Source organism: Pseudopedobacter saltans DSM 12145, from assembly GCF_000190735.1.
GTDB classification, from domain to species: Bacteria; Bacteroidota; Bacteroidia; order Sphingobacteriales; family Sphingobacteriaceae; genus Pseudopedobacter; species Pseudopedobacter saltans.
In genome coordinates, this window is record NC_015177.1 from 646,640 (window position 1) to 669,487 (window position 22,848).

The following is a 22,848-nucleotide window of genomic DNA, read 5'->3' on the forward strand; positions in this document are numbered from 1 at the left end:
TTTATTTAAGTAATTGGCTATATAAGTTTAAATACTTTTGTGCCGATTTTTCCCAGGAAAAATCTAATAGCATCATTCTTTGCTGGTTTTTCTTTTGTAAATCCTCCTGTTCAAAATAGTCTAAAGCCCTTTTTACAGCATAACAAATATCCTGTACATCAGCTTTCTGAAAAACAACGCCATAACCGTTAGGATCATTGATATCCAGTACAGTGTCTTTTAAGCCGCCAACATTGTTTACAATAGGTAAAGTCCCATATTTCATGGCGTATAATTGGTTTAACCCACAAGGTTCTACACGCGAAGGCATCAATATAAAATCGGCACTTGCATATATTCTATGCGCCAGATTTTCATCGTAACCAAAGTAAACCGCTAATTCTCCGGAAAAAGGTTCGGCTAATTTCTGAATGTGCGATTGGATTTGCTGATCTCCAGAACCCAAAATAAATATACTTAATTTATCTTCATTTTCTTTAAAAATATGATGCAATATTTCGGGAAGTAAATCTGCTCCTTTTTCGGTAGCAAAACGCCCAATAAAAGTTAATAAAGGTAATCTCGGATTTAATTTATATTCCTTGCACAATTGCTTTTTATTAGCAACTTTGCCTGTTTTAACGTTTTTAACTGAATAGTTTTTTGTTAAGGAGGTATCAGTTTCCGGATTCCAGATTTCCGTATCTATGCCGTTTACAATACCATAAGATTTTTGCCTTTCGTTTGAGAACAGAGATTCAAGTCCATTTGCAGCTTTATAAAGCTCTTCCAGATAACCTTCAGAAACAGTAGTATAAGCATCGCAACATTTTATGGCTGTGGCTAAAGGATTAATCATCCCGTCCCAGTCTAAAAGTCCCCATTTCCAGGTGTCGAAAGAGGGTAAAAGGATACCTTTGTTCCAGTTCATCCATCCCTGATATTGCCCGTTATGCACAGTAACAACCGTTTTGGAAGCAGAAAGGAATGAGAAATCTTTGGAATGTTTTACCAGAAAAGGTATCAGCCCAACATGATGATCGTGGCAATGGATAATATCAGGTATCGTATCGGTGTCTTTTAACCATTGCAAAAAAGCATGCTGAAAAGCGATAAACTGTTCGCCTTCGTCGGGATAACAATATACCTCCGACCGGTCTAGTTTGCCTGGGATTTTAATCAGGTATAACTCAAAGCCAAGACTATTTTCCTTTTCTTTATATATCTGAAAATCCAGAAGTTCAGATCCCTGATAAAAACTTCCCTGATGGGCAATTTCGAATTGATGTTGCTGCAAAAAAGGCCTGTCGTACCAGGGCATTACAACAGATGCATCAATACCTAACTTTTGTTGATATTTTGGAAGCGCACCTACCACGTCGGCAAGGCCGCCTACTTTTGCTATCGGGTAGCACTCTACACTTAAATGGATAACTTTAGTCATTTTATTTAATTAGTAAGAGGAGTTCTTTCTGCGATTTCTATTGGTCTGGCACTGGTCTTCTTTCTTTTAAGAATTAATCCCGAGAGCGGAGGTAATGTAATTGCAATGGATTGGTTTTGTTGCATCCAATAAATGTTTTCAGTGTGTAATGTATCGGAAATCTGCACACCACTGCCAAAGAACTGCATATCGTCGGAATTAAGAAGAACTTCCCATTCGCCCGAATGAGGGACACCTATTCTAAAATTACTTCTGGTAACAGGAGTAAGATTTAAGACAACCAGTGTGTCTTCGCTTGCCTCAAAGGCTTTTCGCCAATAGACGAAAACAGAGTTAATATTGTCGTTATTTTCTATCCATTGAAAACCGTTACTATGAAAAGCTTTCTGATATAAACTTGGTGTAGAACGGTAAACAGCATTAAGTGCAGAAATAAACCTGCTCATTCCTGCATGCGGAGGATATTCCTTCAGGTGCCAATCTAAGGATTTGTTAACATTCCATTCGGAAGTTTGCCCGAATTCGTCGCCCATAAACAAGAGTTTAGTCCCAGAAAAAGTAAACATATACAGATAAAGTGCTCTTAAATTGGCGAACTTCTGCCATTCATCACCAGGCATCTTGTAAATTAAAGATTGCTTGCCGTGAACCACTTCGTCATGAGATAACGGCAGCATAAAATTTTCATGATAGGCATATACCGTAGCGAAAGTCATCACATGATGATGATATTTCCTGTTTATCGGGTCTTCCTTGAAATAATTCAACGTGTCATGCATCCAGCCCATCATCCATTTCATCCCGAAACCTAATCCATTTGAAAAAGTCGGTCGGCTAACGCCGGGCCACGAGGTAGATTCTTCTGCAATAGTTTGTGAATATGGAAAATGGCTGTAAACCGCCTCGTTCAGTTCTTTTAAGAAATGTACAGCTTCCAGATTTTCGTTACTACCAAATTCATTCGGGATCCACTCATCATGGTTTCTGGAATAATCCAGATAGAGCATAGAAGCAACCGCATCTACACGAAGGCCATCTACACGGAACCTGTCTAACCAGAAAAAAGCATTGCTGATAAGAAAAGAGCGTACCTCATTACGTCCGTAATTGAAAATATAAGACTGCCAATCCGGATGAAATCCCTTTCTTGGATCTTCGTGTTCATATAAATAAGAACCATCAAATTTATGCAGGCCATGTGCGTCACCCGGGAAATGTGAAGGAACCCAATCCAGAATAACCCCAATATCATTCTGATGAAGGCGCTCTATCAGATACATTAGATCCTGAGGAGAGCCATAACGTGAACTTGCAGCAAAATAACCAGTAATTTGGTATCCCCAGGAAGGATAATAAGGGTGTTCCATTACTGGAAGAAACTCTACATGGGTAAATCCCGTTTCTTTAATGTATGGAACAAGCCGGTCTGCAATTTCTCTGTAGTTCAATAAACGTTCGGGTTCATCGGGATTACGCATCCACGACCCTAAATGCATTTCGTAAACCGACCAGGGTTGATCTAGCCTGTTATGTGTTTTGCGTTTCTCCAGCCAGGTAGCATCCTGCCATTCGTACCAGGTAGAGGCAACTTTTGATGCTGTTTGTGGTGGAATCTCCCATTGAAAGGCCAATGGATCGCCTTTTTCCAACACCTCGCCATTTTCAGCAATAATGCAGTATTTATAAGTTTCTCCATTTTGTAAATGGGGGATAAAGCCCTCCCAGATACCACTTCCATCCCAGCGTACATAAAGGGGGTGGCTAAATTTGTCCCAGTAATTAAAATTACCAGTTACCAAAACCTGCCTGGCACCCGGTGCCCACACCGAAAAATAAACACCTTTTTGTCCGTCGAGCGTGATTTCGTGAGAGCCGAATTTTTCATATAGTTTGTAATGTTTACCGGATTGAAACAAGGAAATGTCGAAATCTGTAAATAAACTATGAGGGAGAACGTTTTTCGCCATATTATCCTCGTATTAAAATGTCTTCAAAGTCTTTAGCTACTTTTACCCAATAAATGCCGGCTTCGTCTTTTTCAAAACTGGTCTCTTTTCCATCAACTAATATTTTCTTAATATCGAAAGGAACTTGTATGAGTTTTATATTATAATTGTTGTAACGTTCAGTAAATAAGCCTTGTATTTCCTGTTTAACATCAAGAGATTTGTCTCCGCTAGAGCATGTAATACATTTTTCCAGATAAATATCCTGTTCGTAGGCGAAAGTATCTCCGTTATCAGTATAGAAGTATGATTTGTTGATTCCTTGTCCAAAGTAAAAGTTCAACAACAATTCGTCTATTTTCTTTTCGCCTGTATGTTGCATTACAGGATATTCCGGGATTACAGCTCCGGCTTTTATGAAAACAGGCATTTCATCTATAGGAGTTTTAACTTCGTGTTCCTGGCCGCCAGCATAAGGTGTATTATCGAAATAATAATACCAGTCTCCTGCCGGAAGGTAAACTATTTTAGACTGCTGCCCCGGATTTAATACCGGTGAAACAAGTATTTTCTCTCCGAATGAGAACTCTTCTTCACGTGGCCAATTGGATTGTTTTTCTTGCTCTAGCATGACAACGGGCCTTAATATAGGATACCCATAACGTGTTTGCTCCCAAAAAACAGAGTAGATATATGGAAGCAGTTTATACCTTAGTTCGATAAATTTCTTACAGATTTTTTCCCAGTCTTCGCCAAAACTCCAGGGTTCCCTATCTCTGGTATCGCCGGCAGAATGTACACGCATGAAAGGAGAAAAAACACCAAATTGTATCCAGCGGGTATATAATTCACCATCAGGTTCTCCCGTAAATCCGCCAATATCTGTTCCGCAGAAAGAAATTCCGGATACGGATAACCTTTGCAATTGCAATACCCCAATTTTCAGGTGTTCCCAAGTAGCCATATTGTCGCCAGTCCATACAGAAGAATAGCGCTGGGTACCCGAGTAGGCCGCTCTGGTTATGGTAAATGGTCTTTTGTTTTTGTAAAGCTTTTTCAAACCGTCGTAAGTAGCCCTTACCATTTGCATACCGTAAACATTGTGTGCTTTACGGTGCGAACCACGCTGGCCGTCGAAATTATGACGAACATCGTCAGGGAATGTGCCCCGTCCAAAAACAGCAGGTTCGTTCATGTCGTTCCAGAACCCTGCGACACCGTCTTCCACCAATCCTTCGTAAAGCGTTCCCCACCATTCTCTTACTTCCGGGTTAGTGAAATCCGGGAACTGACATCTTCCTGGCCAAACATAGCCTTCCATAAAATAATCATCCCCGCGGCGGCAGAAATACTTGTTCTCTTTACCTTCTTTAAATACCCAATAATTTTCGTCTACTTTAATGCCGGGATCAATCATGACCACCGTTTTAAAGCCGTCCTGAGCCAAATCGGCAATCATTTTTTTGGGATTAGGGAAATATTGTTTATTCCATGTAAAGCAACGGTAACCGTCCATGTAATCTATATCCAGATAAATGGCATCACAAGGGATTTCTCTTTTCCTGAATTCTTCTGCAATACGTCTTACGCTAGCTTCCGGATAGTAACTCCAACGACATTGATGGTAGCCAAGTGCCCAGATAGGAGGGAGATAATGGGTGCCGGTAAGGGAATGATAACCCCTCACCACTTCTATCATGTGCGGTCCGTGTATATAGTAATATTGCAATTCTCCGCCTTCGGACCAGAAACTTGTTTTTGTAGCATCTTCAGCAGCAAAGTCGAAATAGGTCTTAAAAGTATTATCGAAAAAGATACCGTAGGCATCCCCATTATTTAATCCAATATAAAATGGTATTGTTTTATACAGCGGATCCTGATTGAAAGCAAATGCATACGTGTCCGAGTTCCAATTTTTAAAACGGTGACCACGAAGATTCAGGTCGGCAGCTTTATCTCCCAAACCGTAGAAAGCCTCGTTACTATTGGCTTGTTTGGTGCAATAAACATAATATCCTCCTGCATCCGGATTTTCTTCCCAGTGCATTGGGGAATGGTCAGCATTCATCACCTTTCCTTCCCGGTCTTCAAAAGAGATCAGAAAATCTCGTTTACTGATCTTACAGGTAACCGTGTTCGTACGCACAATATAGGCGTCTTCTTCTTCGATACATTGGTGCCTGCTAATGCGATGACTCTTTTCTGCAATGGCATAAGAGAAATCTTCTAAAAATGTTCCCTGTGGAGCTAATCTTACACGGATAATCTCGTCAGTAATAATTTTGACCTCAACTTCGGCCATTCCGTCACTAAAATAATAAGTGCTTTCACTTTGCGTATATGACTTGACACCGTCCAAATATTTTTTCTCTATTTGTGGTAAATCAAGTACCGGATTATTTACGTGATGTATATTGTCTAACGTCGTTTGGTCGTTTATTTTTTCAGGTTCGTCAGTAGGGGTTGGCTTATCATTCATATAATTTTCTAACCTGTTTAAATACTACATATAATTTCTCTTAAAATAAGATTTTGCTTTTTCATTTCAAATGGGAATAGCAAGAAAATTGAAGTACGCAATTTATTGTTGATGAACAAGTTTAAATGTCAAAAGTTTTGGCTTTAACCTCTTTTTATCAATTTGAAGGCTGATTTTATAACCCAAGATCTTGCCTGTGTTTTATGTATAACCAACAGGGATACCCATATCCTATTTAATTTCGGCCCTTATTCTGCTTAAACTTACTTGTGTTATACCAAGGTAAGAAGCTATGTAACCGAGCTGTACGCGTTGTATAAGGGAAGGCGAGTTTGATAGTAATTCCTGATAGCGGATAGTGGCGCTTTTAACCTGTCTTGATATTAATCTTTCCTCTGTTTTTATAAGTTCTTTTTCGGCAAACTTTCTTCCCCAGTTTGCTATATAAAGATCTTCCTCAAAAAGTTTTTGCAATTTTTCAGTTTTTAATTCATAAAGTTCGCAGTCTTCAAGTAACTCAATATCTTCGTATCCTCTCTCATTTTCCACATAGCTTTTCATCGAAAGAATAGTTTCTCCTTCGGTTCCAAACCAAAAAGTTAACTCTTTGTCACTTACATAAGAATACGCTCTTACAATGCCTTTTTTTATGAAATAGATGTTTTTTTCTATTTTATTCGCTTTCAGTAGTATATGTCCTTTTAGATAGGAAACTTCGTGGATGTTGTTTTTCAACTTCTGTTTGGAAGATTCCGGCAGTACATATATCTTTTCTAGGATTTCATCTATGTTCATAAAATTATCAGGGATCAAAAGGAAGGGAAAATTAGTGATTTTATTAGATTAAGAAGTATAATTAGAACAGAAAGCAATATTCTTGTCAAAAGCTTCAAATCTATATGAATGATACATTGTTAATCATACGAACTAAATTATAACTACTATATTTAGATAAATGTGAAATATATGGCAGCTATAGAGAAAGACACCGTTTTAAAGCGTTTAAATGAGGTAGGTATTTTACCTTTATTTTATCACTCCGATTCATTTTTAGTAAAAGACATAGTAGAAGCCTGTTATGATGCCGGTATCAGGAATTTTGAGTTTGTAGATCGAGGCGATAATACTTTGCCTGTATTAAAACAATTACTGACATACTCCAGAACTCATATGCCTGAAATGGCTGTGGGGGTAGGAACCATTTATCATCCTGAAAAAGCTAAAATATTTATAGAAGAAGGTGCAGACTTTATTGTTACACCTGCATTAATACCGGAAGTAGGAAAAGTTTGTTTGGAGAATAATATTCCCTGGTTACCGGGCGTGGGTACTTTTACAGAAATCTATCAGGCCAGACAGTTAGGTGCCGAAGTATTGAAGCTATATCCTTCTGGAGCGATAGGTTCTCAGTTTATAAAAACCGTAAGAAATCCGATGCCAGATGTTAAACTTTTGGCTTCTGGTGGCCCGAAAGGAACCAGGGAGAGTCTGGCCGAATGGTTTGATGCTGGTGCGTATGCGGTTAGTATAAGCTCTTACTTTTTTCCGGAAGACGTTATAGCCAGAAAAGATATCGACTGGATAAGGGAAAGGGTAAAGGAAAGTATAGGATTTTTGGAGGAGTTTAGGGGGAATAGGTAGTTCATTCGTGTCATTAGTTCAATAGTTCATTGGTGTCATTAGTAGTCCTTTGTCTTTATTCTTTCAACTTTTTTCTTTTTTAGCGGTCATCATCATACTGATGTAAGGAATCATCTCATTATAATATAATGAGTTGCATTTGGGACCCTTTTTTATCGTAGTGAAATTGAGTCATAGACTCTGTGTTATTTAATAATCCGTAGTCTCCTTTCGCTTTTTACCCGTACAAGAGACTACGGACTGAACCGGGAACTTTTGGACTAATAATGTTTTTTAATGAACTATTTACGAATAACCAATGAATTAAAATAAGTCATATAGTATAAATCAAAACCATCTGCCCAATAGTTCTTTTCTACCTTTTCTAATACAAAGCCATTCTTCTGGTAAAATTGATAGGCGGTCTGAGAAGTTCGTACAATAATTTGTTTGATGTCTGGCATACTTTGGATAATATTAATTCTGTATTTCAATAACTTACTGCCTATACCTTTACCCTGATAGTCTGGCGAAATAAAATCCCAGCTGATTTTAGCGTTGTTATTTTCCTTATCTAAATTTATTCCTCCCGCGCCAATTAATGTAATGCCGGACTCTACAACAAAATAGCATTCTACATATTCGTCCAGGTAGTTATTGAAATCTGCAACTTCCAATTCAGCGAAATGTAAAGGAACATTTTGTTTTAATATCTTCAGCAGAGGTTCTCTGTCCTTTTGCTCGTAAGCCCTGATATTGAAATCCATATAATCAAATGTAATGTGCTGCCTAAAGTTAGCCTTTTTTATTAAAGGGTCTTCTGCGAGAGATCACTGCTCGGACTAATAAATTAGTAAACCATTGTAAAGGTATAGTAATGGAATGGCTATAGTATAGTACAGAGAATAGGCCAGATACGGTGGAGAATAGGTGGAGCTATAAAAAGTGAAATTATTTTAACAGGTTATTTTTTGATATATTTAAGTAAATATACTAATTTTTTAAGAAAATGGGCGAGCAAACAGGGTTAATTTCTTATTCCGGAAAGTTGGGGAATACTGTCGGAGTTCGGAAGAAAGGAGGAAATTTCGTAAGGACTGTTCCAAAGTCTGTTAATATGTCTGAAAACAGCTTTAAAAGTGCAAAAGAATTTGGGTACGGGAGTACAGCCTGTGCACTTATTAAAACTGCTTTTGATCCGTTAATGTTAAGACCTTTTAAAGGAACTCTTCATAACCGACTCTCGGAAGTTATGCGAAAAGTGATACGTAGCGGTCCTATCACTATGAAAGGCAATCGCAATGTTTTTGATGGTGATTTGAGCTTGCTAAAGGGCTTTGAATTTAATGATAAAGTAAGGCTGAATAGTTTCTTTCGCACTTTACCCGAGGTTGGTTTGGTGGATAAGGAATTGAGATTAAGTCTTCCGAAATTTATCTGGGAGGAATTATTGACAAAGGTTCCAGCTAAAGCAAATTATGTTGTGCTTGGTTTTGGTTTCGGTTTTTTGGATTTTAAAAATTATACTTATCAGCTGGAACTTGCTCCTGAGTTGCGGATAGGTAAAGAAGAACATTTTTCGGGGGCTAGTTTATCTTTTCCTGTTCCTGACACTGAAGAGCAGGCCGTATTGGTTATGATGAATGTTTTCTTTGAAAGTGCTACTGAAAAGTATCGCTCGAAAATTGATAATCAGCTTTATCAGGGAGGTGCTTTTTTAGAAGCTATACATCTCCTTGGTGGTGAGGTGGTTACTTTTGAAAATGAAGAGCCACACGAAGTGAGCGAAGAGGATAAACCTGTTGGTAGTTTGGTTTGGAAGATGTTATAGGGGCCTGCCATTTTAAGAAGTATACTTCCAGAAGTCTCATAAATCCTGTAACGGCAGGCATTGTGGAAAAAGCAGAGGATTATCTATATAGTAGTGCAAGGGACTATTTCGGAATGAAAGGGATGTTGCCATTGATTTTGCAGAGGCGTTAACGGTATGATAGAGATTATTATGAAAGGGTTTGCTAATGAAGGCACAAGTACTCAGCCGCACAAGACGAAGGCTGCATACTTGCGCCAGAGGGGGGAATTGTGTCTAATTTATATGAAGGTAGAGCCTCTGACGGACATACTATCCAATTTCAATACTATGATGGGGATTTTAAAAAAGGAACGTTAACGTCTATTTATCCCAAAATATTTTAAAAATTAAAGATTATTAATGGAACAATTTTAAAAAAATATAACATTAGCTTTTTAAAGAAAGAAAATGGCGAAAAATTTATTTCAAATACTTCAATAAGTTACTTAGCCTCTTATTTATCTGAATTCAATGACATAGAAATAATAGATGAATATCTAACTGATATAAATAACACCATAAATGGTGATTATGGATTAGTTGATGATCCATCAAAAAGCACAGATATTCAGTATGCAAGGTTATACCCTGAAGGTCTATATTTTGGTGAAGGGGTTCCTATGTTGCCGTTATACGATTTAAAGGAACTACTTCTTTCTTGGAAAGAGTTTTTAGAATCATAGATGATTTGCCTTTGTCGATTGAAAAATAATAATTAAAGATATGTCAAAATTAAAAGATTATGGCTTTGCATTAGTAAAGCAAAAGTTTAGTGAGGGTGAGGTACAATCTAGGATAGTGCAACAAGTTCCTGAAGGATCAAACTCGGTATTGAATTTTATTAATAGACTTGATAAACATGAGACTGAATCGTTCATTTTCGACTTAGAAAGATGTTTGAATAGTAATTCTAATGTAGATGAAGGTTTTTTTTCAGATAGTGTAGAGGATATAGATATATTCTATCAATATCCAAATGTCAACATTGACAACATTTTACTTATTCCAATGTCGGATATGAAGATGATTTTAGTTGAATGGCTAAATTTTGCTTATTCTTAACTTGGTTGTTAGGAAGCCCCGCGTTTGGCGCAAGTATGCAGCCGAGGGAATGAGGGAAGAGTACTTGTGCTTTAAGTAATAGTAAGAATAACTGATGAGCAGAAAATACAAATTCCATGAACAGCACGAACTTTACTTCGTCACGTTTGCCGTAATTAACTGGTCTTCGACTGGGCTCAGACTGACAAGACTTGTTTGTAAGAAACGAGTATAAACAGGTAATGCTGGACAGCTGGAAATATTGTATAGATAATAAAGGTTTGGAAGTATACGGATGGTGTATTATGACAAGCCATGTGCATATGCTTATAGGAACAAATAAAGACAGGTTAGAAAACATTATGCGGGATATGAAGAGGTATACATCAGAAAGGTTGAGACGGGAAATAAGAAATCATCCACAGGAGAGCAGGCGGGAGTGGATACTTTGGTTAATGGAAAGAGCAGGTAAAAAGAACAGTAACAATATAATTTTTCTTTATGAGACAGGACAACCAGCCCATACAATTAAAAGAAGAAAGGCCGTTACAGGATTGTTGTGGAAAAAGCAGAAGATTATCTATATAGTAGTGCAAAGGACTATTTCGGAATGAAAGGGATGTTGCCATTGATTTTGTAGAAGCGTTAACGGTATGATAGAGATTATTATGAAGGGGTTTGCTAATGAAGGCACAAGTACTCAGCCGCACAAGACGAAGGCTGCATACTTGCGCCAGAGGGAGTGATTAATCAACCGATAACATCAGAGAATAAATTTGATTTTAATATCTTTCCGATAGAAGACGAATTGAGAAATTTACCTCCTTCACAGGATATTATACTTAATTAAAAAAAATACAATGACGGTTAAATATAAAGTTTTTGAAAAAGAAATCACCGAACAGCAAGCATCTCGATTAAAGGACTATGACAAGTTATACGTATCATCCAATGGTCTGGTGAAAAAGAGGGAGGAAATAAGATCGGGCGAAATAATAGATATTGATTATTATTTAGACACTGGCGAAACTGAACAACAAGCTAAGCAAGTTTTAATTCCGTTGAATAAGCCTTATAATATTCTAAATAGGGAAATATATGGGAGCTATACGATTGAAAATGGTAATGGTTATACAGCAGGAAGCTCAGTTGTAGCTTCTAAATATAAAAAACTATTGAATAGTAATAATGAAACAGTATGCATTCAGCAATTAGATATACAAACTAACCAACCTGTTTTTGAACATACCGGGAAATATATCGGCGAATATATTGATGAAAGAAGTACTCACTATTGTGAGTTCTATTATAATCCAGATGGTAGTCTGGAACATTGTGAATTCAATTACATGCATGACTATGATAGCGAATGGTTTCATCAATCGAATATTCACGAAATAAGAAATTATTTTGTACTGTCGGATGCTATGTATAATTATTATTTAACCGCGGATTTTCTGCCTCCATTAGCATAAGAAAATGGCAAAACAATTAGATAAAATACTCATAGTAGATTTGGAAGCTACCTGTTGGGAAGACAAAGTACCTACGGGAATGGAAAGTGATATTATAGAAATAGGTGCATGCTTATTGGATATCCAAAGTGGAGAGATTTCAGACAGCAGGGGTATACTGGTAAAGCCGGAGCGTTCTGAGCTAAGTAAGTTTTGCACTTCCCTCACCACTATTACCCGGCAAATGCTGGATGAGCAGGCTATCCCATTTAAAGAAGCTTGCAATATATTAAAGAAGGAATACCATTCACAAAGCAGGGCATGGGCAAGCTTTGGTGCTTATGACCAAAAGCAGTTTCAAAGGCAGTGTGGCGCATTGGGAATAGGAAATCCAATGGGGCCATCGCATATCAATGTTAAGACTTTGTTTGCTTTAAAGAAAAAGCTTGCTCATGAACAGGGAATGGCAGGTGCCTTAGCATTGCTGGATATTCCCTTAGAAGGTACACATCACAGGGGAGTAGATGATGCCCGGAATATCGCCAAAATATTAAGATGGATATTGAATTGATAAAAAAATAAGCTATGCATCAGTTTTTTAAGGTCTTAAAAATTTCAATTATAGTATTAGCCGTCCTGTGGCTAACTATGAGAATTATCTTATTGTTATTTGGTTACCATCAAAAGGGAAATGTGCTAAGCAATGAGGCAGTTTTTGATATATATTTCAACTCCGATAGCCTATATATCGACAGCTATTTTGGCTTGCCAAATGGAACATTTAACAAAGATGAGCATGTTATAGTCTGTAAACTACCGGTCAATACACGAAATTCCACTCCCAAATATTTAGATGTTAAATTGGGCTTGGACAGTATAGATTGTAGTGATGAGTATACCGGAAAATCCTACTTTAAGTTCGACAATTCAGTATTGAATAAAAATGAATGCAAATTGTTAATAGTGTCGAAAAATGAAGGCGGAATTATAGAAAAGGAAAAACAAACCATGAGGACTTTTAACGAATGGGGAACATCTTCTAAAAGAATTTTAGCAAGGAAGACTATTGAAATCCCCTATAAAAAGAAAAAAATAAATCGATTGGTTGTTTCATGGAGGGGGGGGTATGAGTACTGTAGATGAAAATAATTAATAAATAAAAAGTACAGAAAGCTAAGAAGAAGAAAATAAATAAAGGAAGTGTAAAGCATAAAAATAAATAAAATGCCAACAACAAAACCAGCTGTAACCAAAAGGTATTATCCAAAGCTGTCTGAGGTGATGACACTGGATGATTTGCCAGAGTTTTTGTCATTTGCCAGAGACGGATTAATGCAGATTTTTGATAAGATCTATTACAAAAACCTGCAGTATTCTAAAAGCTACCGTGGCGATGCGGCATTTTACAGTCTGGATATAGTTTCGCGGGAGATAGGGCTTAACCTGCCTTTTGGTTTGCGTTTTGTACTCAACCCGGACGAAGACCAGAATATTTCTTCATTCCCGGTTAGTTTAGAATACCAATGGGAGATTCTGGCTTACCTGCGGACATTTAAATTATCAGGTTTTTCTTTCACACCGGAGGCTTTTTATGATTTGGGTCTACAGATTTTCAGGGTAACCGAAGATCAGGTACTGGCGCATACATTAAATTATTTTGTAGAGCCGCAGGCAGAGAATATCAGCAAATTCCTGCAAATGGTAAACGATATTAACGAGCTTTATCCTGCTGCTGGTTTAGAGTTGCCGTCCGGGCAAGTTTGTTAATTAGGGTCGTGTGCTGAAGCTAAAATCAAAAATATCTTTAGATCCGTTTTCGAGATTGCTTCGCAGGCTCGCAATGACCCGTTGTTGGAACCGGTAAATAATTAACTAAAAAACCATAAAATTAATACATAAAATATTTTAAAAAATAAAGTGTTACCTCTCCAAAATTCAGAATTTTTTCTAAATCTGATTACACATTTGAGATATAAAACAAATGTGTATGAGCAAATTAAAAGTTGCTTTCTTCCTTTTTCTTTTACTCCAAAGTGCGCAGCAATTATTTTCGCAGGTTTCTACTGTTGCAGTTTCGGGAATTGTAGAATCTGGCTCTGATAAGGCCAAATTACCTTATGTAAACGTAGTATTAAAAAATAAAAAGGATAGTTCCTTTGTTACCGGTACGGTGACCAATGAAGAGGGACGCTTTCTGATAAACAATGTCAAACCAGGGAACTACCTTATCCAAGTCTCTTTTATGGGCTATGAAAGTTATAGCTCTTCGCTCTTTGTGGGGAGCCTTTCTCCTAATATAGATATTCCGGCGATAGTTTTACTGAGAGATGCCAGGCTGTTGAGGGAAATAAGTGTAATAGCTAAACAAGACAATTTAAGTTCCGGAATGGATAAAAAGACTTATACCGTTCAGGACAATATCAGTCAATCTGGCGGGTCTGTACTACAAAGCATGCAGAATTTACCCGGCGTTACTGTACAGGAAGGTAAGGTACAATTGAGGGGGAGTGATAAAGTGACGGTGCTGATAGATGGCAGGCAGACTGCCTTAACTGGCTTTGGAAATCAGATAGGGTTAGATAATATTCCTGCATCTGCTATAGATAAGATAGAAGTTATTAATAATCCATCGGCTAAATATGAGGCTAACGGAAATGCCGGTATTATTAATATCGTCATAAAAAAGGAAAAGCAGGAAGGGCTTAACGGCAAGGTAATGTTAACCACTGGTTTGGGAGCGCTTTGGGAAAGAAAAGAAAACTTGCCTACTATAAGGCCACAGTATACGGCAACGCCTAAAATAAACCCTTCTTTGGCGCTGAATTACAGAAAGGATAAAATAAATCTGTTTGTGCAGGCTGATAATCTGTACACCCAGACGCTTAATAAAAATGAATATGTAACCCGTACCTATGATGACGGGCAAATAATCAATTCGCAACTGAAGAGAAACCGGAATACTAATTTTTTTACGGGTAAGGCCGGGATTGATTGGAATATCAACTCGCAAAACACACTGACGATCTCTGGTTTATATGGCAGTGAAAAGATTATCGACAGGGGGGATCAGCCATTTTTTAATGGAGATATAACTCAACGTTTACGTTTATGGCAGTTTCTGGAAGACGAACTGAAAACTACCGCAATGGCAACAGCAAGTTATCAGCATAAATTTAAAGAAGCCGGGCATTTATTGAACGCTGGTTTTAATTATACTTTCCACCGGGAGGATGAAAAGTATTTTTATGATAATTACCTGCCCAACTCTACGGGAACAGATGCTTTCAAGTTATTGTCGGACGAAAAGGTTTACGATGTCAACCTCGATTATATCAAACCTTTTAGATACGGACGTATAGAGACCGGTTTAAAACTAAGGAACCGGAATATCCCAACAAATATGAATTTTATTCCGGGCCAAAATTCTGTGCTGGATGTTAGTGCGGGCGGCTGGGCTAATTATAAGGAATTGATTCCTGCCTGGTATGGCAATTATATTTATGAGAATGAAAAATGGGAAGCAGAGGCGGGGCTGCGGGTGGAGTATGTTAAAATTCAGTACGATGTAAATCCAAATCACAGTACCTATAAAAGTGACGGATATAATTATACACAACCGTTTCCCAATCTTCGTTTAGCGTATAAATTAAGCGATTACAATAAATTATCAGTTTTTTATAATAGAAGGGTCGACAGGCCTAATGAAGTCGATATCAGGATTTTTCCTAAATATGATGATGCCGAAATTATAAAAGTAGGAAACCCGGCTCTGAAACCACAGTTTACCAATAGTCTGGAGCTTGGTTATAAACACACCTGGGATAAAGGATATGTTTATTCCGCTTTGTATCATCGTTTCTCAGATGGTACCATAACACGGATTTCCAGTATTGTCCCGGGCAGCACATTAGTGTACGCCGTATTTCAGAATGCAGGAAAGAGTTATAACAGTGGGATAGAAGGGGTCTGGAACCAAAAAATCAATGCGTACTATTCTTTCAGCATAAACGGAAATATTTACCGGAATCAAATTAACGCTTTTTCCGTAGAAAGTCTGTATCCAAAGCCTGCTACTTTCTCGGCTGATAAAGAATCAATGTTTTCGGGGAATATCAAATTAAATAATATATTCAGATTTGCTAAAGGAACTGATGCTCAGTTAAGTGCGGTTTGTCTTGCGCCGGATATTATACCTCAGGGAAGGCTTGGTTCCAGATTTTCTGTAGATATGGGAGTTAAAAAATCTGTACAAAGCGGCAAAGGTGAGCTGTTCTTTAATGCGACAGATTTATTAAATACTATGGTCGTAAATAAGGAAATAAGAGCTGCAGGTTTCAGGTATACCAGTAATGATTATTACGAAACGCAGGTAATTCGTCTAGGTTATAGTTATAAATTTTAAAACAGGAATTTATGATGTTCAGGAGTTTAAATCTTATTGCAATCGCTTTTCTGATAGCATGTAGTGCTGCAAATGCTCAGGAATTAAATACCGATAGTTTGCAGAAGGAAAGTAAGATGGCGTATAAGTACAGGTTAAGCGGCAAGAACCTTATTTTACCGACAGCTTTTGTTGGTTATGGTGCGGCTAGTTTGCATTTCAATATGTTAAAAAGGGTAAATACTTCTACCCGCGAGGAAATTAATGAACACAATCCTATGCATATAAAGCTTGATAACTATACCCAGTATGCGCCTGCTTTATTGGTTTATGGCCTGAATGCTTGTGGATTAAAAGGAATGCATAATTTTAAGGAAAGAACCATTATTTATGCCAGCTCTCAATTAATAACGGCTGCTATTGTAGTGCCATTAAAACGGAATATTAAAGAAGAAAGACCTGATGCTGCGGATAACTGGTCTTTTCCGTCGGGGCATACAGCAACGGCCTTTTCTTCCGCACATTTTATGTTCAGGGAATATAAGAACAGCAATTTACTGGTCGGTTTGGCTGGTTATCCGTTTGCAATTGTTACGGGAGCTTACAGAACATTAAATGATAAGCATTGGGTAGGTGATGTGGTTGCTGGAGCAGGGATAGGTATTTTGTCGACAGAACTGGCTTATGCCTTGTATCCGAAGGTTAATGCATTATTTAGCAGGAAGGATAAAGGAAGCACCATGATAACACCTTATTATGCCCAAAACGGTATTGGAGTTGGACTGGTAAAGAGCTTTTAGTTTGCTAATAAAAAAGAGGATATCGCATCCTCTTTTTATTAATTATATAGAGTCTGATTTATAATTAGACAAAGCCATTTTGTTCCGATTGTAAGTAAACGGCTTATGCTTTTTAAATCTTTACTTTTGAATTTAGACTTTATATATAAGTAGATATAGGGTTAATGGGAAGATACAGCTTTCAACCCGATGATAGATCCTATTAAAGTGGTGATAAAAAGAATACGCATAAAAGTAGCGGGTTCTTTAAAAACCAAAATCCCAACCAAAACGGTACCTACCGCACCAATTCCGGTCCAAACAGCATAGGCTGTTCCCAATGGTAGCGTTTGGGTTGCCTTTACCAGAAGGTACATACTAAAAACCAAACTGATAGCGAATCCACTGTACCACCATATGGCGTCATTTCCGTTGCTTTCTTTAGCTTTTCCCAAACAAAATGTAAAACCTACTTCGAAAAGCCCTCCAATAATTAAAATAATCCAATTCATAATTGTTTTTTAAATAGTGTTGCAAAAATACAGCTTGTTGGTGCCAGTATTTTTTACATATGATAAAAAATGAAAATCAATTTTGTTTCTGGTGTACAGGTGTGGTCTTAGGAAAGCGCTTTAATACACTATCTGGATATGAGTTTTTATAAACGCTGCTCTGTTGCGGGGAGTGTCTTTAGGAACCTCTATTAAGGTATAGCCAAACTTTTGATAAGTTGCCTTTAAAAAATTATAGGTGTCTAAGGCTTCTTGCCAGTTTTGTTTCCTTTCCGTATCTGTCTGGTAGATCTCGGGCCATGGAGGAAATATAAAAACGTTTTTGTTATAAATACAGTTTTCGATAATGTGGTTAAATTCCTGTGGAACAGGAAAGCTGATCATATCGGCATAACAGACAGCATCTAAAATACTCCTGTCGAAAAAGTAGATGTCGTTGTCATCTGCACATAAAACATTACTGTAGCTTTCATAAGCTTTACGAAGCATAAGCAGTGTATAGTTTTTCTTGTCTTTCCAGGGAAGTGATGTCCCTCCGGTGGCCATTTGTTCTTTTATTATTTCTCTGGCATCTTCAGTTATACATTTAAATCCATCTTGTTTCAGTTGATTAAGTGTGGTTGTTTTCCCGGTTCCGGGACCTCCGGTTATCACATATAAATTGTGGTAATCTTTGTTCATAAATTAGAAGATATAGGTATGGTCTCTATTTTGGGCTTGAAGAGCTGGCAATATAGCTGTTTATGTAACAACAATAATTATGGACAATGATCTTGCGAGCGTAAAGATAATAACGCTGTAAGAATAAAAACAGTGTCAGATAGATCTTTTATTAGCACTTAAAATAGCTAAAGCTTCTTCTTTTGTAGCTAAAAAATTAATCTTTCTTTGTTTATTACTTTCAAAGATGAAGTCCTTTAAGCTTTTACTATTGTATTTAGAGAATTCTCCGATAATGGCTAATTCCATATTATAAGTGGAAAACTTCTGCAGGATATTGCCAGCCAGCTTTGTTTTAAGGTCAAAAAACTCGGGAGTGATGTTTTGTTCGTACCAGATGATTTTATCCGCACCCTGATAACTGCAATTCATCATCATGTCTAAGGCATCCTGAGTGTTGTTTATAATTATTCCGTCTGCGCTGATATCCGCAATTAAAGTTTCGTTTTTTTTTCTATAAAATCTATTTTCATAAGTAGCGGGAAATATCGATCATAAAAATAAGGATCGGAATTTTATTTGGAATAAAGGTGTCCGAAAAGTACCGTCCTTTGTCAGATTGGTCCTCAATTAAGACAAACCGCTTTTCGGACACCCGCATTATATTATAGGATGTTACATTTCTCTTTCTACATCTTTGTCGCCTCTTCCGGAAACGTTTACTATAGCCAGTTCGCCTTTGTTTTTTAGGACTTTCATAGCTAAAGCAACCGCATGTGAAGATTCGATAGCAGGAGTAATACCTTCTAATCTCGACAATAATTTGTAGGCCTCAACAGCCTCTGCATCTGTTACCGGATAGTATTTTGCTCTTCCACTGTCTTTCATGTGTGCATGTTGCGGAGAAATTCCAGGATAATCCAAACCAGCAGCGATGGATTTCGATGGAATCGGGTTTCCTTCATCGTCTACCAGACAATAAGACATTGTTCCCTGAAATACCGCAGGTTTTCCAAAGGAAAGTGTTGCCGCTGTATTAGGGTAAATACCTTCGCCACCACCTTCTGCTCCATGGATTTCCACTTCGTCATCTGCTAAAAAACCAGAAAATAATCCTATGGCATTGGAACCTCCGCCAACAGCAGCAAAAATATGCTTAGGTAATTTACCTTCTTCTGCTAAAATTTGCTGTCTGGCTTCGTTACCAATTACAGACTGGAAATAACCAACCATGCGTGGATATGGGTGAGGGCCTACATGTGAACCCAGTAAATAAAAAGACTCTGGATTTTGTATATAATATCCTAAAGCAGCATCAACAGCGTCTTTTAAAGTTCTGCTGCCAAGGTTTGTAGGTATAACTTCGGCACCCAGCAAACGCATACGACGTACGTTTAAAGCTTGTCTTTCCACATCTATTTCGCCCATGAAAACTTTACAAGGGATGCCTAAAATAGCTGAGGCAGTAGCTGTGGCTACACCATGTTGCCCGGCACCGGTTTCGGCAATAATTTCTTTAGCCCCCATTTTTTTAGCCAGCAAGATTTGTCCGATACAATTATTGATCTTGTGAGAACCGGTATGGTTTAAATCTTCACGTTTTAAGTAAATTTTAGAACCAACATAATCGCTCAGATTTTTTGCATAGTATAATGGGGAAGGCCGGCCTACATACTGTTTTAAAATGCGGATAAATTCGTTTTTGAAATCATCGGTTTTTACTTCTTCGTCGAAAAAGTCTGCCAGTTTTTTTAGTTGTCCTTCAAGTACCGGAGGTATATATGCCCCACCGTAGGGACCATAAGCTCCATTGTGTTCCAACATACTATCCAATGGTCCCACTTTGATATTCGTACTGTCTCCCATAATATTTTGTTTAGGTTTCTGAATTAAATTTTTAAGTTAAAACCTAAATATAGTAAAGAGTTTATATACTCCAAATCACTGCGGCTATTCGGTCACGACCAATTTATTGATTTAGAGAAGGTGAAACCGGGGTATATTATTCGGTAATTCCGCTTGGAAACCATGACGAATATAACAGGCTAAAATAGTAGTAACCCCGGAAATCCTTCATTTTCGGTTTCCGGAGTTATTTTAATAACCACCGCTTATTAGTAATAGTTTTCTTTGCTTAACTCAAACTCGTCTGCAGGTTGTTCGTCTAAATAGCGTTCCAGGCTATCATCCATTTCTTTCATCCATTTGGTATGGTGTTTTTCAGCATGAGTGTTATCCATTACAGACTGGTATACTTTATCTCTGTACCCTAAAATACTCTCTTCTTTATCTTTAAGCCAGCTTTTAAACATATCAGCTACTTTATCCAGATCGAAAGCTGGATAGTCGGTATAACTTATTAAATCTTTGATATAGTCTGTCTGAAAATCAACATGCTCTTCTCCTGTTAAACTGCGCTTTTCGTAATCCATCCATTTATCAATATCTTTTCGTCTTTCTTGTCCGTTTGGCAAAGCAACTCTACCCAGCATATAATCGCGGGCAAACCAGGCTTGGGTATCAAACATATTAAATGTATAGTATTGGTCTTGCATACCGAGAAAGATCAGTTTTTCATTTTCATGGAAAATGACGCCTTTGTATAAATTGTCCGGATATAAGCAGTTTTTAGTTTTCAGTCTTAAATTATCTGGCAAGAATGGGAATTTGTGCTGATAGCCTGTACAAAAGACAACCGCGTCAAATTCTTCAGAGGTTCCATCTTTAAAAAAAGCTTTATTGCCTTCGAAATGAGTAACCAATGGTTTTTCTTTGATACCGTCGGGCCATTTGGAACCAAGAGGATTAGATCTGTATGAAATGGTTACGCCGGCGCTGCCATGTTTATAACATTGTACGCCTATATCTTCTGCAGAATAGCTGCTACCAATTAATAATAATTTCTGGTTTTTAAACTGGTCCGCTCCCCTGAAATCATGCGCATGCATTACCGCTCCCGGGAAATTGTCGATACCTTTAAAATAAGGCATATTAGGCGTAGAGAAATGCCCTGTTCCAACTACCAGATAGTCAAATATTTCCTCGAATGTTTCGTTTTTAACCAGATTATCGAATATCACCCTAAACTGTTTGGTTTCGGGAAGATAATCTACCCAGCGTGCTACCGTATTAAATTGTATATAGTCTCTGGCATTACTTTGTTTAATACGCCCTTCTATATAATCGAAAAGAACTTCTCTTGGCGGGTAAGATGATATAGGCTGTCCAAAATGTTCGGTAAAAGTATAATCGGCAAATTCTAAACATTCTTTTGGGCCGTTAGACCACAAATATTTATACATACTGCCATGCAGCGGCTCGCCGTATTTGCCAACGCCTGTACGCCACGTATAATTCCACATCCCGCCCCAGTTATCCTGTTTTTCATAACATTTTAATTCTGGTATGGGATTACCTTTTTTCTGTTCTGACTCAAAAGCCCTTAACATGGCAAGTCCACTTGGACCGGCCCCAATAATTCCAACTTTAAATGCTGTCATAAAAATAATTTGTCGCATACATAATATGCGGTTAAACAATAAATTATTCGAATCTTGAGATTCAACGATACTCTCTCTCGAGAGCAAAAAAGACGAGGTAAAAACCTCTGAAAGAAGACTGCAATAGTCTAAAAAGGAAGAAAAAAATAGATTTCAAAATGAATTTGAATGATGATTGTACAAGCTTTAAAAAGCCTGTTTTTTCCTTCAACGGATGCAAAGGTACTAAAAATAAGCCTTAAATGCAAATGGAGGGATGTTGGTGGGGAGTTCAATAGGTCAATAGTTCATTAGTTCAAGTAGTCTAATGGTTATTGCCGGTAGTTGAATGAAGAGTTTCTTTTTGACTCAGGTATTCCTGAATAATTCCAGGGAGAGTAGAAAATCATATTCGGTAGTATGGTAATATTACAGCACTACTTTTGTTTTATTCCAGGCCAGTACTTTAACTCCATCTGAATAATGTAACAAGTCAGGGGCTTGGTTCATGTGGATGTTTCCGATTTTGTAATCCAATTTCAGCTTGTTAAGCTGTACATTTTTAACATCCCATTCTTTATGGTGAATATCGTAACAGTAAATGGTGTTGTTTTTATCCAGATATAGACAATAGCGCTCGGTAAGCCATCTGTCTAAATCTGTCTTGGTATTTAATAGATCTGTGGTGCTAAAAGAAGTATCCAAAAAGAAATTCTTTTTTCTGTTAGCAGACTGATAATAATTTTTTGAGCGATGTATGTCTGATTTCTCGTAAGGGAGACCAGATATCCTTTTAGATATTAAAGCAGATAAGTGTTTCCCTGCCTCTATATGTAAGAAATAAACCCCTTTTTTTTCCTTTGTTGTCAATATAAGTTCTAACGTTGATTTCGTCAAAGTCGGAGATTGTTTTAATAGCCGGTAAATTTCTCGGTCTGATTTTCTGCATGGTGAATGCGACCAGGGAAATGTATGCGTTTCCGTCAAAGGTATCGATTCGTAAATCTTCCGGAACAATTTCGCTCAGGTCTTCTAAAGATACTTTCCAATGTAAGAATAAAGCATTATTCCATTCCTGGTAGTATGACCATTTGTGGGCAGGATATTCGAAAGGTCGGTGTATGGTTTCTGCAAGTATTTTCTCTATTTCTGAAGGCATTCTGGTTAATAAGTCTTTAGCTAATTTATTCTTTGTATTACTTAGCAGTATTTTATAAAATAA

20 protein-coding genes and 1 pseudogene are annotated in these 22,848 nt (G+C 37.5%); 10 read left to right on the forward strand and 11 right to left on the reverse strand.

Annotated features, from left to right (window positions below; all coding sequences use genetic code 11):
• Position 1 precedes the first annotated feature (1 nt).
• The 4 genes from PEDSA_RS02615 to PEDSA_RS02630 form a co-directional block, all read right to left on the reverse strand.
• The gene (locus tag PEDSA_RS02615) at positions 2 to 1,423 is read right to left on the reverse strand and encodes a glycogen synthase (protein WP_013631601.1); all 1,422 of its coding nucleotides are present in this window, start codon (positions 1,421 to 1,423) and stop codon (positions 2 to 4) included.
• 5 nt (positions 1,424 to 1,428) lie between these two features.
• Complete coding sequence (gene glgB, locus PEDSA_RS02620) at positions 1,429 to 3,390, reverse strand: 1,4-alpha-glucan branching protein GlgB (protein ID WP_013631602.1); 1,962 nt, start codon at positions 3,388 to 3,390, stop codon at positions 1,429 to 1,431.
• A 1-nt stretch (position 3,391) separates the two neighbouring features.
• Complete coding sequence (locus PEDSA_RS02625) at positions 3,392 to 5,848, reverse strand: glycoside hydrolase family 31 protein (protein WP_013631603.1); 2,457 nt, start codon at positions 5,846 to 5,848, stop codon at positions 3,392 to 3,394.
• Positions 5,849 to 6,079: 231 nt separating this feature from the next.
• Entirely contained in the window at positions 6,080 to 6,643 is a 564-nt protein-coding gene (locus PEDSA_RS02630) for a Crp/Fnr family transcriptional regulator (protein WP_013631604.1), read from the reverse strand.
• Between the two features lie 171 nt (positions 6,644 to 6,814).
• Here PEDSA_RS02630 and PEDSA_RS02635 point away from each other — a divergent pair, with 171 nt between their 5' ends.
• Complete coding sequence (locus tag PEDSA_RS02635) at positions 6,815 to 7,489, forward strand: beta/alpha barrel domain-containing protein (RefSeq protein WP_013631605.1); 675 nt, start codon at positions 6,815 to 6,817, stop codon at positions 7,487 to 7,489.
• Positions 7,490 to 7,770: 281 nt separating this feature from the next.
• On the opposite strand, the gene PEDSA_RS02640 is transcribed toward PEDSA_RS02635, so the two are convergent.
• Positions 7,771 to 8,235, reverse strand: a complete 465-nt coding sequence (locus PEDSA_RS02640) for a GNAT family N-acetyltransferase (protein WP_013631606.1) — start codon at positions 8,233 to 8,235, stop codon at positions 7,771 to 7,773.
• A gap of 242 nt (positions 8,236 to 8,477) precedes the next feature.
• Between PEDSA_RS02640 and PEDSA_RS02645 the strand changes: the two genes are divergently transcribed.
• From PEDSA_RS02645 to PEDSA_RS02690, 9 genes are all read left to right on the forward strand, one after another.
• Positions 8,478 to 9,299, forward strand: a complete 822-nt coding sequence (locus PEDSA_RS02645; RefSeq protein ID WP_013631607.1) for a hypothetical protein — start codon at positions 8,478 to 8,480, stop codon at positions 9,297 to 9,299.
• A 744-nt stretch (positions 9,300 to 10,043) separates the two neighbouring features.
• On the forward strand, positions 10,044 to 10,382 hold the full coding sequence (locus PEDSA_RS02655) for a hypothetical protein (RefSeq protein WP_013631609.1): 339 nt from the start codon (positions 10,044 to 10,046) through the stop codon (positions 10,380 to 10,382).
• 191 nt (positions 10,383 to 10,573) lie between these two features.
• On the forward strand, positions 10,574 to 10,975 hold the full coding sequence (locus tag PEDSA_RS02660) for a transposase (protein WP_013631610.1): 402 nt from the start codon (positions 10,574 to 10,576) through the stop codon (positions 10,973 to 10,975).
• Positions 10,976 to 11,221: 246 nt separating this feature from the next.
• A complete protein-coding gene (locus tag PEDSA_RS02665; RefSeq protein ID WP_013631611.1) occupies positions 11,222 to 11,836 on the forward strand; it encodes a hypothetical protein in 615 nt (204 codons plus the stop codon).
• Positions 11,837 to 11,840: 4 nt separating this feature from the next.
• Positions 11,841 to 12,386 carry a 3'-5' exonuclease gene (locus PEDSA_RS02670; protein ID WP_013631612.1) on the forward strand — a complete coding sequence of 182 codons (546 nt, stop codon included), beginning with the start codon at positions 11,841 to 11,843 and terminating at the stop codon, positions 12,384 to 12,386.
• Positions 12,387 to 12,463: 77 nt separating this feature from the next.
• Positions 12,464 to 12,958: a hypothetical protein gene (locus tag PEDSA_RS02675; RefSeq protein WP_041536942.1), complete on the forward strand. Its 495-nt coding sequence runs from the start codon at positions 12,464 to 12,466 to the stop codon at positions 12,956 to 12,958.
• A gap of 81 nt (positions 12,959 to 13,039) precedes the next feature.
• Positions 13,040 to 13,582, forward strand: coding sequence for a hypothetical protein (locus tag PEDSA_RS02680; RefSeq protein ID WP_013631614.1), 543 nt, complete (start codon positions 13,040 to 13,042; stop codon positions 13,580 to 13,582).
• Positions 13,583 to 13,802: 220 nt separating this feature from the next.
• A complete protein-coding gene (locus PEDSA_RS02685) occupies positions 13,803 to 16,217 on the forward strand; it encodes a TonB-dependent receptor domain-containing protein (protein ID WP_013631615.1) in 2,415 nt (804 codons plus the stop codon).
• A gap of 11 nt (positions 16,218 to 16,228) precedes the next feature.
• Positions 16,229 to 16,996 (forward strand): phosphatase PAP2 family protein, encoded by a 768-nt coding sequence (locus tag PEDSA_RS02690; RefSeq protein ID WP_013631616.1) that lies wholly within the window; start codon positions 16,229 to 16,231, stop codon positions 16,994 to 16,996.
• Between the two features lie 161 nt (positions 16,997 to 17,157).
• Here PEDSA_RS02690 and PEDSA_RS02695 read toward each other — a convergent pair whose 3' ends face one another.
• The 6 genes and pseudogenes from PEDSA_RS02695 to PEDSA_RS20560 all read right to left on the reverse strand — a co-directional run bounded on the left by PEDSA_RS02695 (position 17,158) and on the right by PEDSA_RS20560 (position 22,785).
• Positions 17,158 to 17,487, reverse strand: coding sequence for a DMT family transporter (locus PEDSA_RS02695; RefSeq protein ID WP_013631617.1), 330 nt, complete (start codon positions 17,485 to 17,487; stop codon positions 17,158 to 17,160).
• Positions 17,488 to 17,607: 120 nt separating this feature from the next.
• Positions 17,608 to 18,168 carry an AAA family ATPase gene (locus PEDSA_RS02700; RefSeq protein ID WP_013631618.1) on the reverse strand — a complete coding sequence of 187 codons (561 nt, stop codon included), beginning with the start codon at positions 18,166 to 18,168 and terminating at the stop codon, positions 17,608 to 17,610.
• Positions 18,169 to 18,303: 135 nt separating this feature from the next.
• Positions 18,304 to 18,696, reverse strand: a complete 393-nt coding sequence (locus PEDSA_RS02705; RefSeq protein ID WP_041536943.1) for a DUF4180 domain-containing protein — start codon at positions 18,694 to 18,696, stop codon at positions 18,304 to 18,306.
• A 126-nt stretch (positions 18,697 to 18,822) separates the two neighbouring features.
• A complete protein-coding gene (gene trpB, locus PEDSA_RS02710) occupies positions 18,823 to 20,013 on the reverse strand; it encodes a tryptophan synthase subunit beta (protein WP_013631619.1) in 1,191 nt (396 codons plus the stop codon).
• Positions 20,014 to 20,261: 248 nt separating this feature from the next.
• Positions 20,262 to 21,647 (reverse strand): NAD(P)-binding domain-containing protein, encoded by a 1,386-nt coding sequence (locus PEDSA_RS02715; protein WP_041537230.1) that lies wholly within the window; start codon positions 21,645 to 21,647, stop codon positions 20,262 to 20,264.
• A gap of 408 nt (positions 21,648 to 22,055) precedes the next feature.
• Positions 22,056 to 22,785, reverse strand: a pseudogene (locus PEDSA_RS20560) (YqjF family protein).
• Positions 22,786 to 22,848 lie beyond the last annotated feature (63 nt).

Excerpts from the sequence above, each read along its gene's own strand:
- PEDSA_RS02655 (WP_013631609.1), top strand. The coding sequence starts at position 10,044 with ATGTCAAAATTAAAAGATTATGGCTTTGCATTAGTAAAGCAAAAGTTT.
- PEDSA_RS02640 (WP_013631606.1), bottom strand. The coding sequence starts at position 8,235 with ATGGATTTCAATATCAGGGCTTACGAGCAAAAGGACAGAGAACCTCTG.
- PEDSA_RS02715 (WP_041537230.1), bottom strand. The coding sequence starts at position 21,647 with ATGACAGCATTTAAAGTTGGAATTATTGGGGCCGGTCCAAGTGGACTT.
- PEDSA_RS02645 (WP_013631607.1), top strand. The coding sequence starts at position 8,478 with ATGGGCGAGCAAACAGGGTTAATTTCTTATTCCGGAAAGTTGGGGAAT.
- trpB (WP_013631619.1), bottom strand. The coding sequence starts at position 20,013 with ATGGGAGACAGTACGAATATCAAAGTGGGACCATTGGATAGTATGTTG.
- PEDSA_RS02690 (WP_013631616.1), top strand. The coding sequence starts at position 16,229 with ATGATGTTCAGGAGTTTAAATCTTATTGCAATCGCTTTTCTGATAGCA.
- PEDSA_RS02665 (WP_013631611.1), top strand. The coding sequence starts at position 11,222 with ATGACGGTTAAATATAAAGTTTTTGAAAAAGAAATCACCGAACAGCAA.
- PEDSA_RS02700 (WP_013631618.1), bottom strand. The coding sequence starts at position 18,168 with ATGAACAAAGATTACCACAATTTATATGTGATAACCGGAGGTCCCGGA.
- PEDSA_RS02675 (WP_041536942.1), top strand. The coding sequence starts at position 12,464 with ATGAGAATTATCTTATTGTTATTTGGTTACCATCAAAAGGGAAATGTG.
- PEDSA_RS02670 (WP_013631612.1), top strand. The coding sequence starts at position 11,841 with ATGGCAAAACAATTAGATAAAATACTCATAGTAGATTTGGAAGCTACC.
- PEDSA_RS02625 (WP_013631603.1), bottom strand. The coding sequence starts at position 5,848 with ATGAATGATAAGCCAACCCCTACTGACGAACCTGAAAAAATAAACGAC.
- PEDSA_RS02630 (WP_013631604.1), bottom strand. The coding sequence starts at position 6,643 with ATGAACATAGATGAAATCCTAGAAAAGATATATGTACTGCCGGAATCT.
- glgB (WP_013631602.1), bottom strand. The coding sequence starts at position 3,390 with ATGGCGAAAAACGTTCTCCCTCATAGTTTATTTACAGATTTCGACATT.
- PEDSA_RS02685 (WP_013631615.1), top strand. The coding sequence starts at position 13,803 with ATGAGCAAATTAAAAGTTGCTTTCTTCCTTTTTCTTTTACTCCAAAGT.
- PEDSA_RS02680 (WP_013631614.1), top strand. The coding sequence starts at position 13,040 with ATGCCAACAACAAAACCAGCTGTAACCAAAAGGTATTATCCAAAGCTG.
- PEDSA_RS02635 (WP_013631605.1), top strand. The coding sequence starts at position 6,815 with ATGGCAGCTATAGAGAAAGACACCGTTTTAAAGCGTTTAAATGAGGTA.
- PEDSA_RS02615 (WP_013631601.1), bottom strand. The coding sequence starts at position 1,423 with ATGACTAAAGTTATCCATTTAAGTGTAGAGTGCTACCCGATAGCAAAA.
- PEDSA_RS02695 (WP_013631617.1), bottom strand. The coding sequence starts at position 17,487 with ATGAATTGGATTATTTTAATTATTGGAGGGCTTTTCGAAGTAGGTTTT.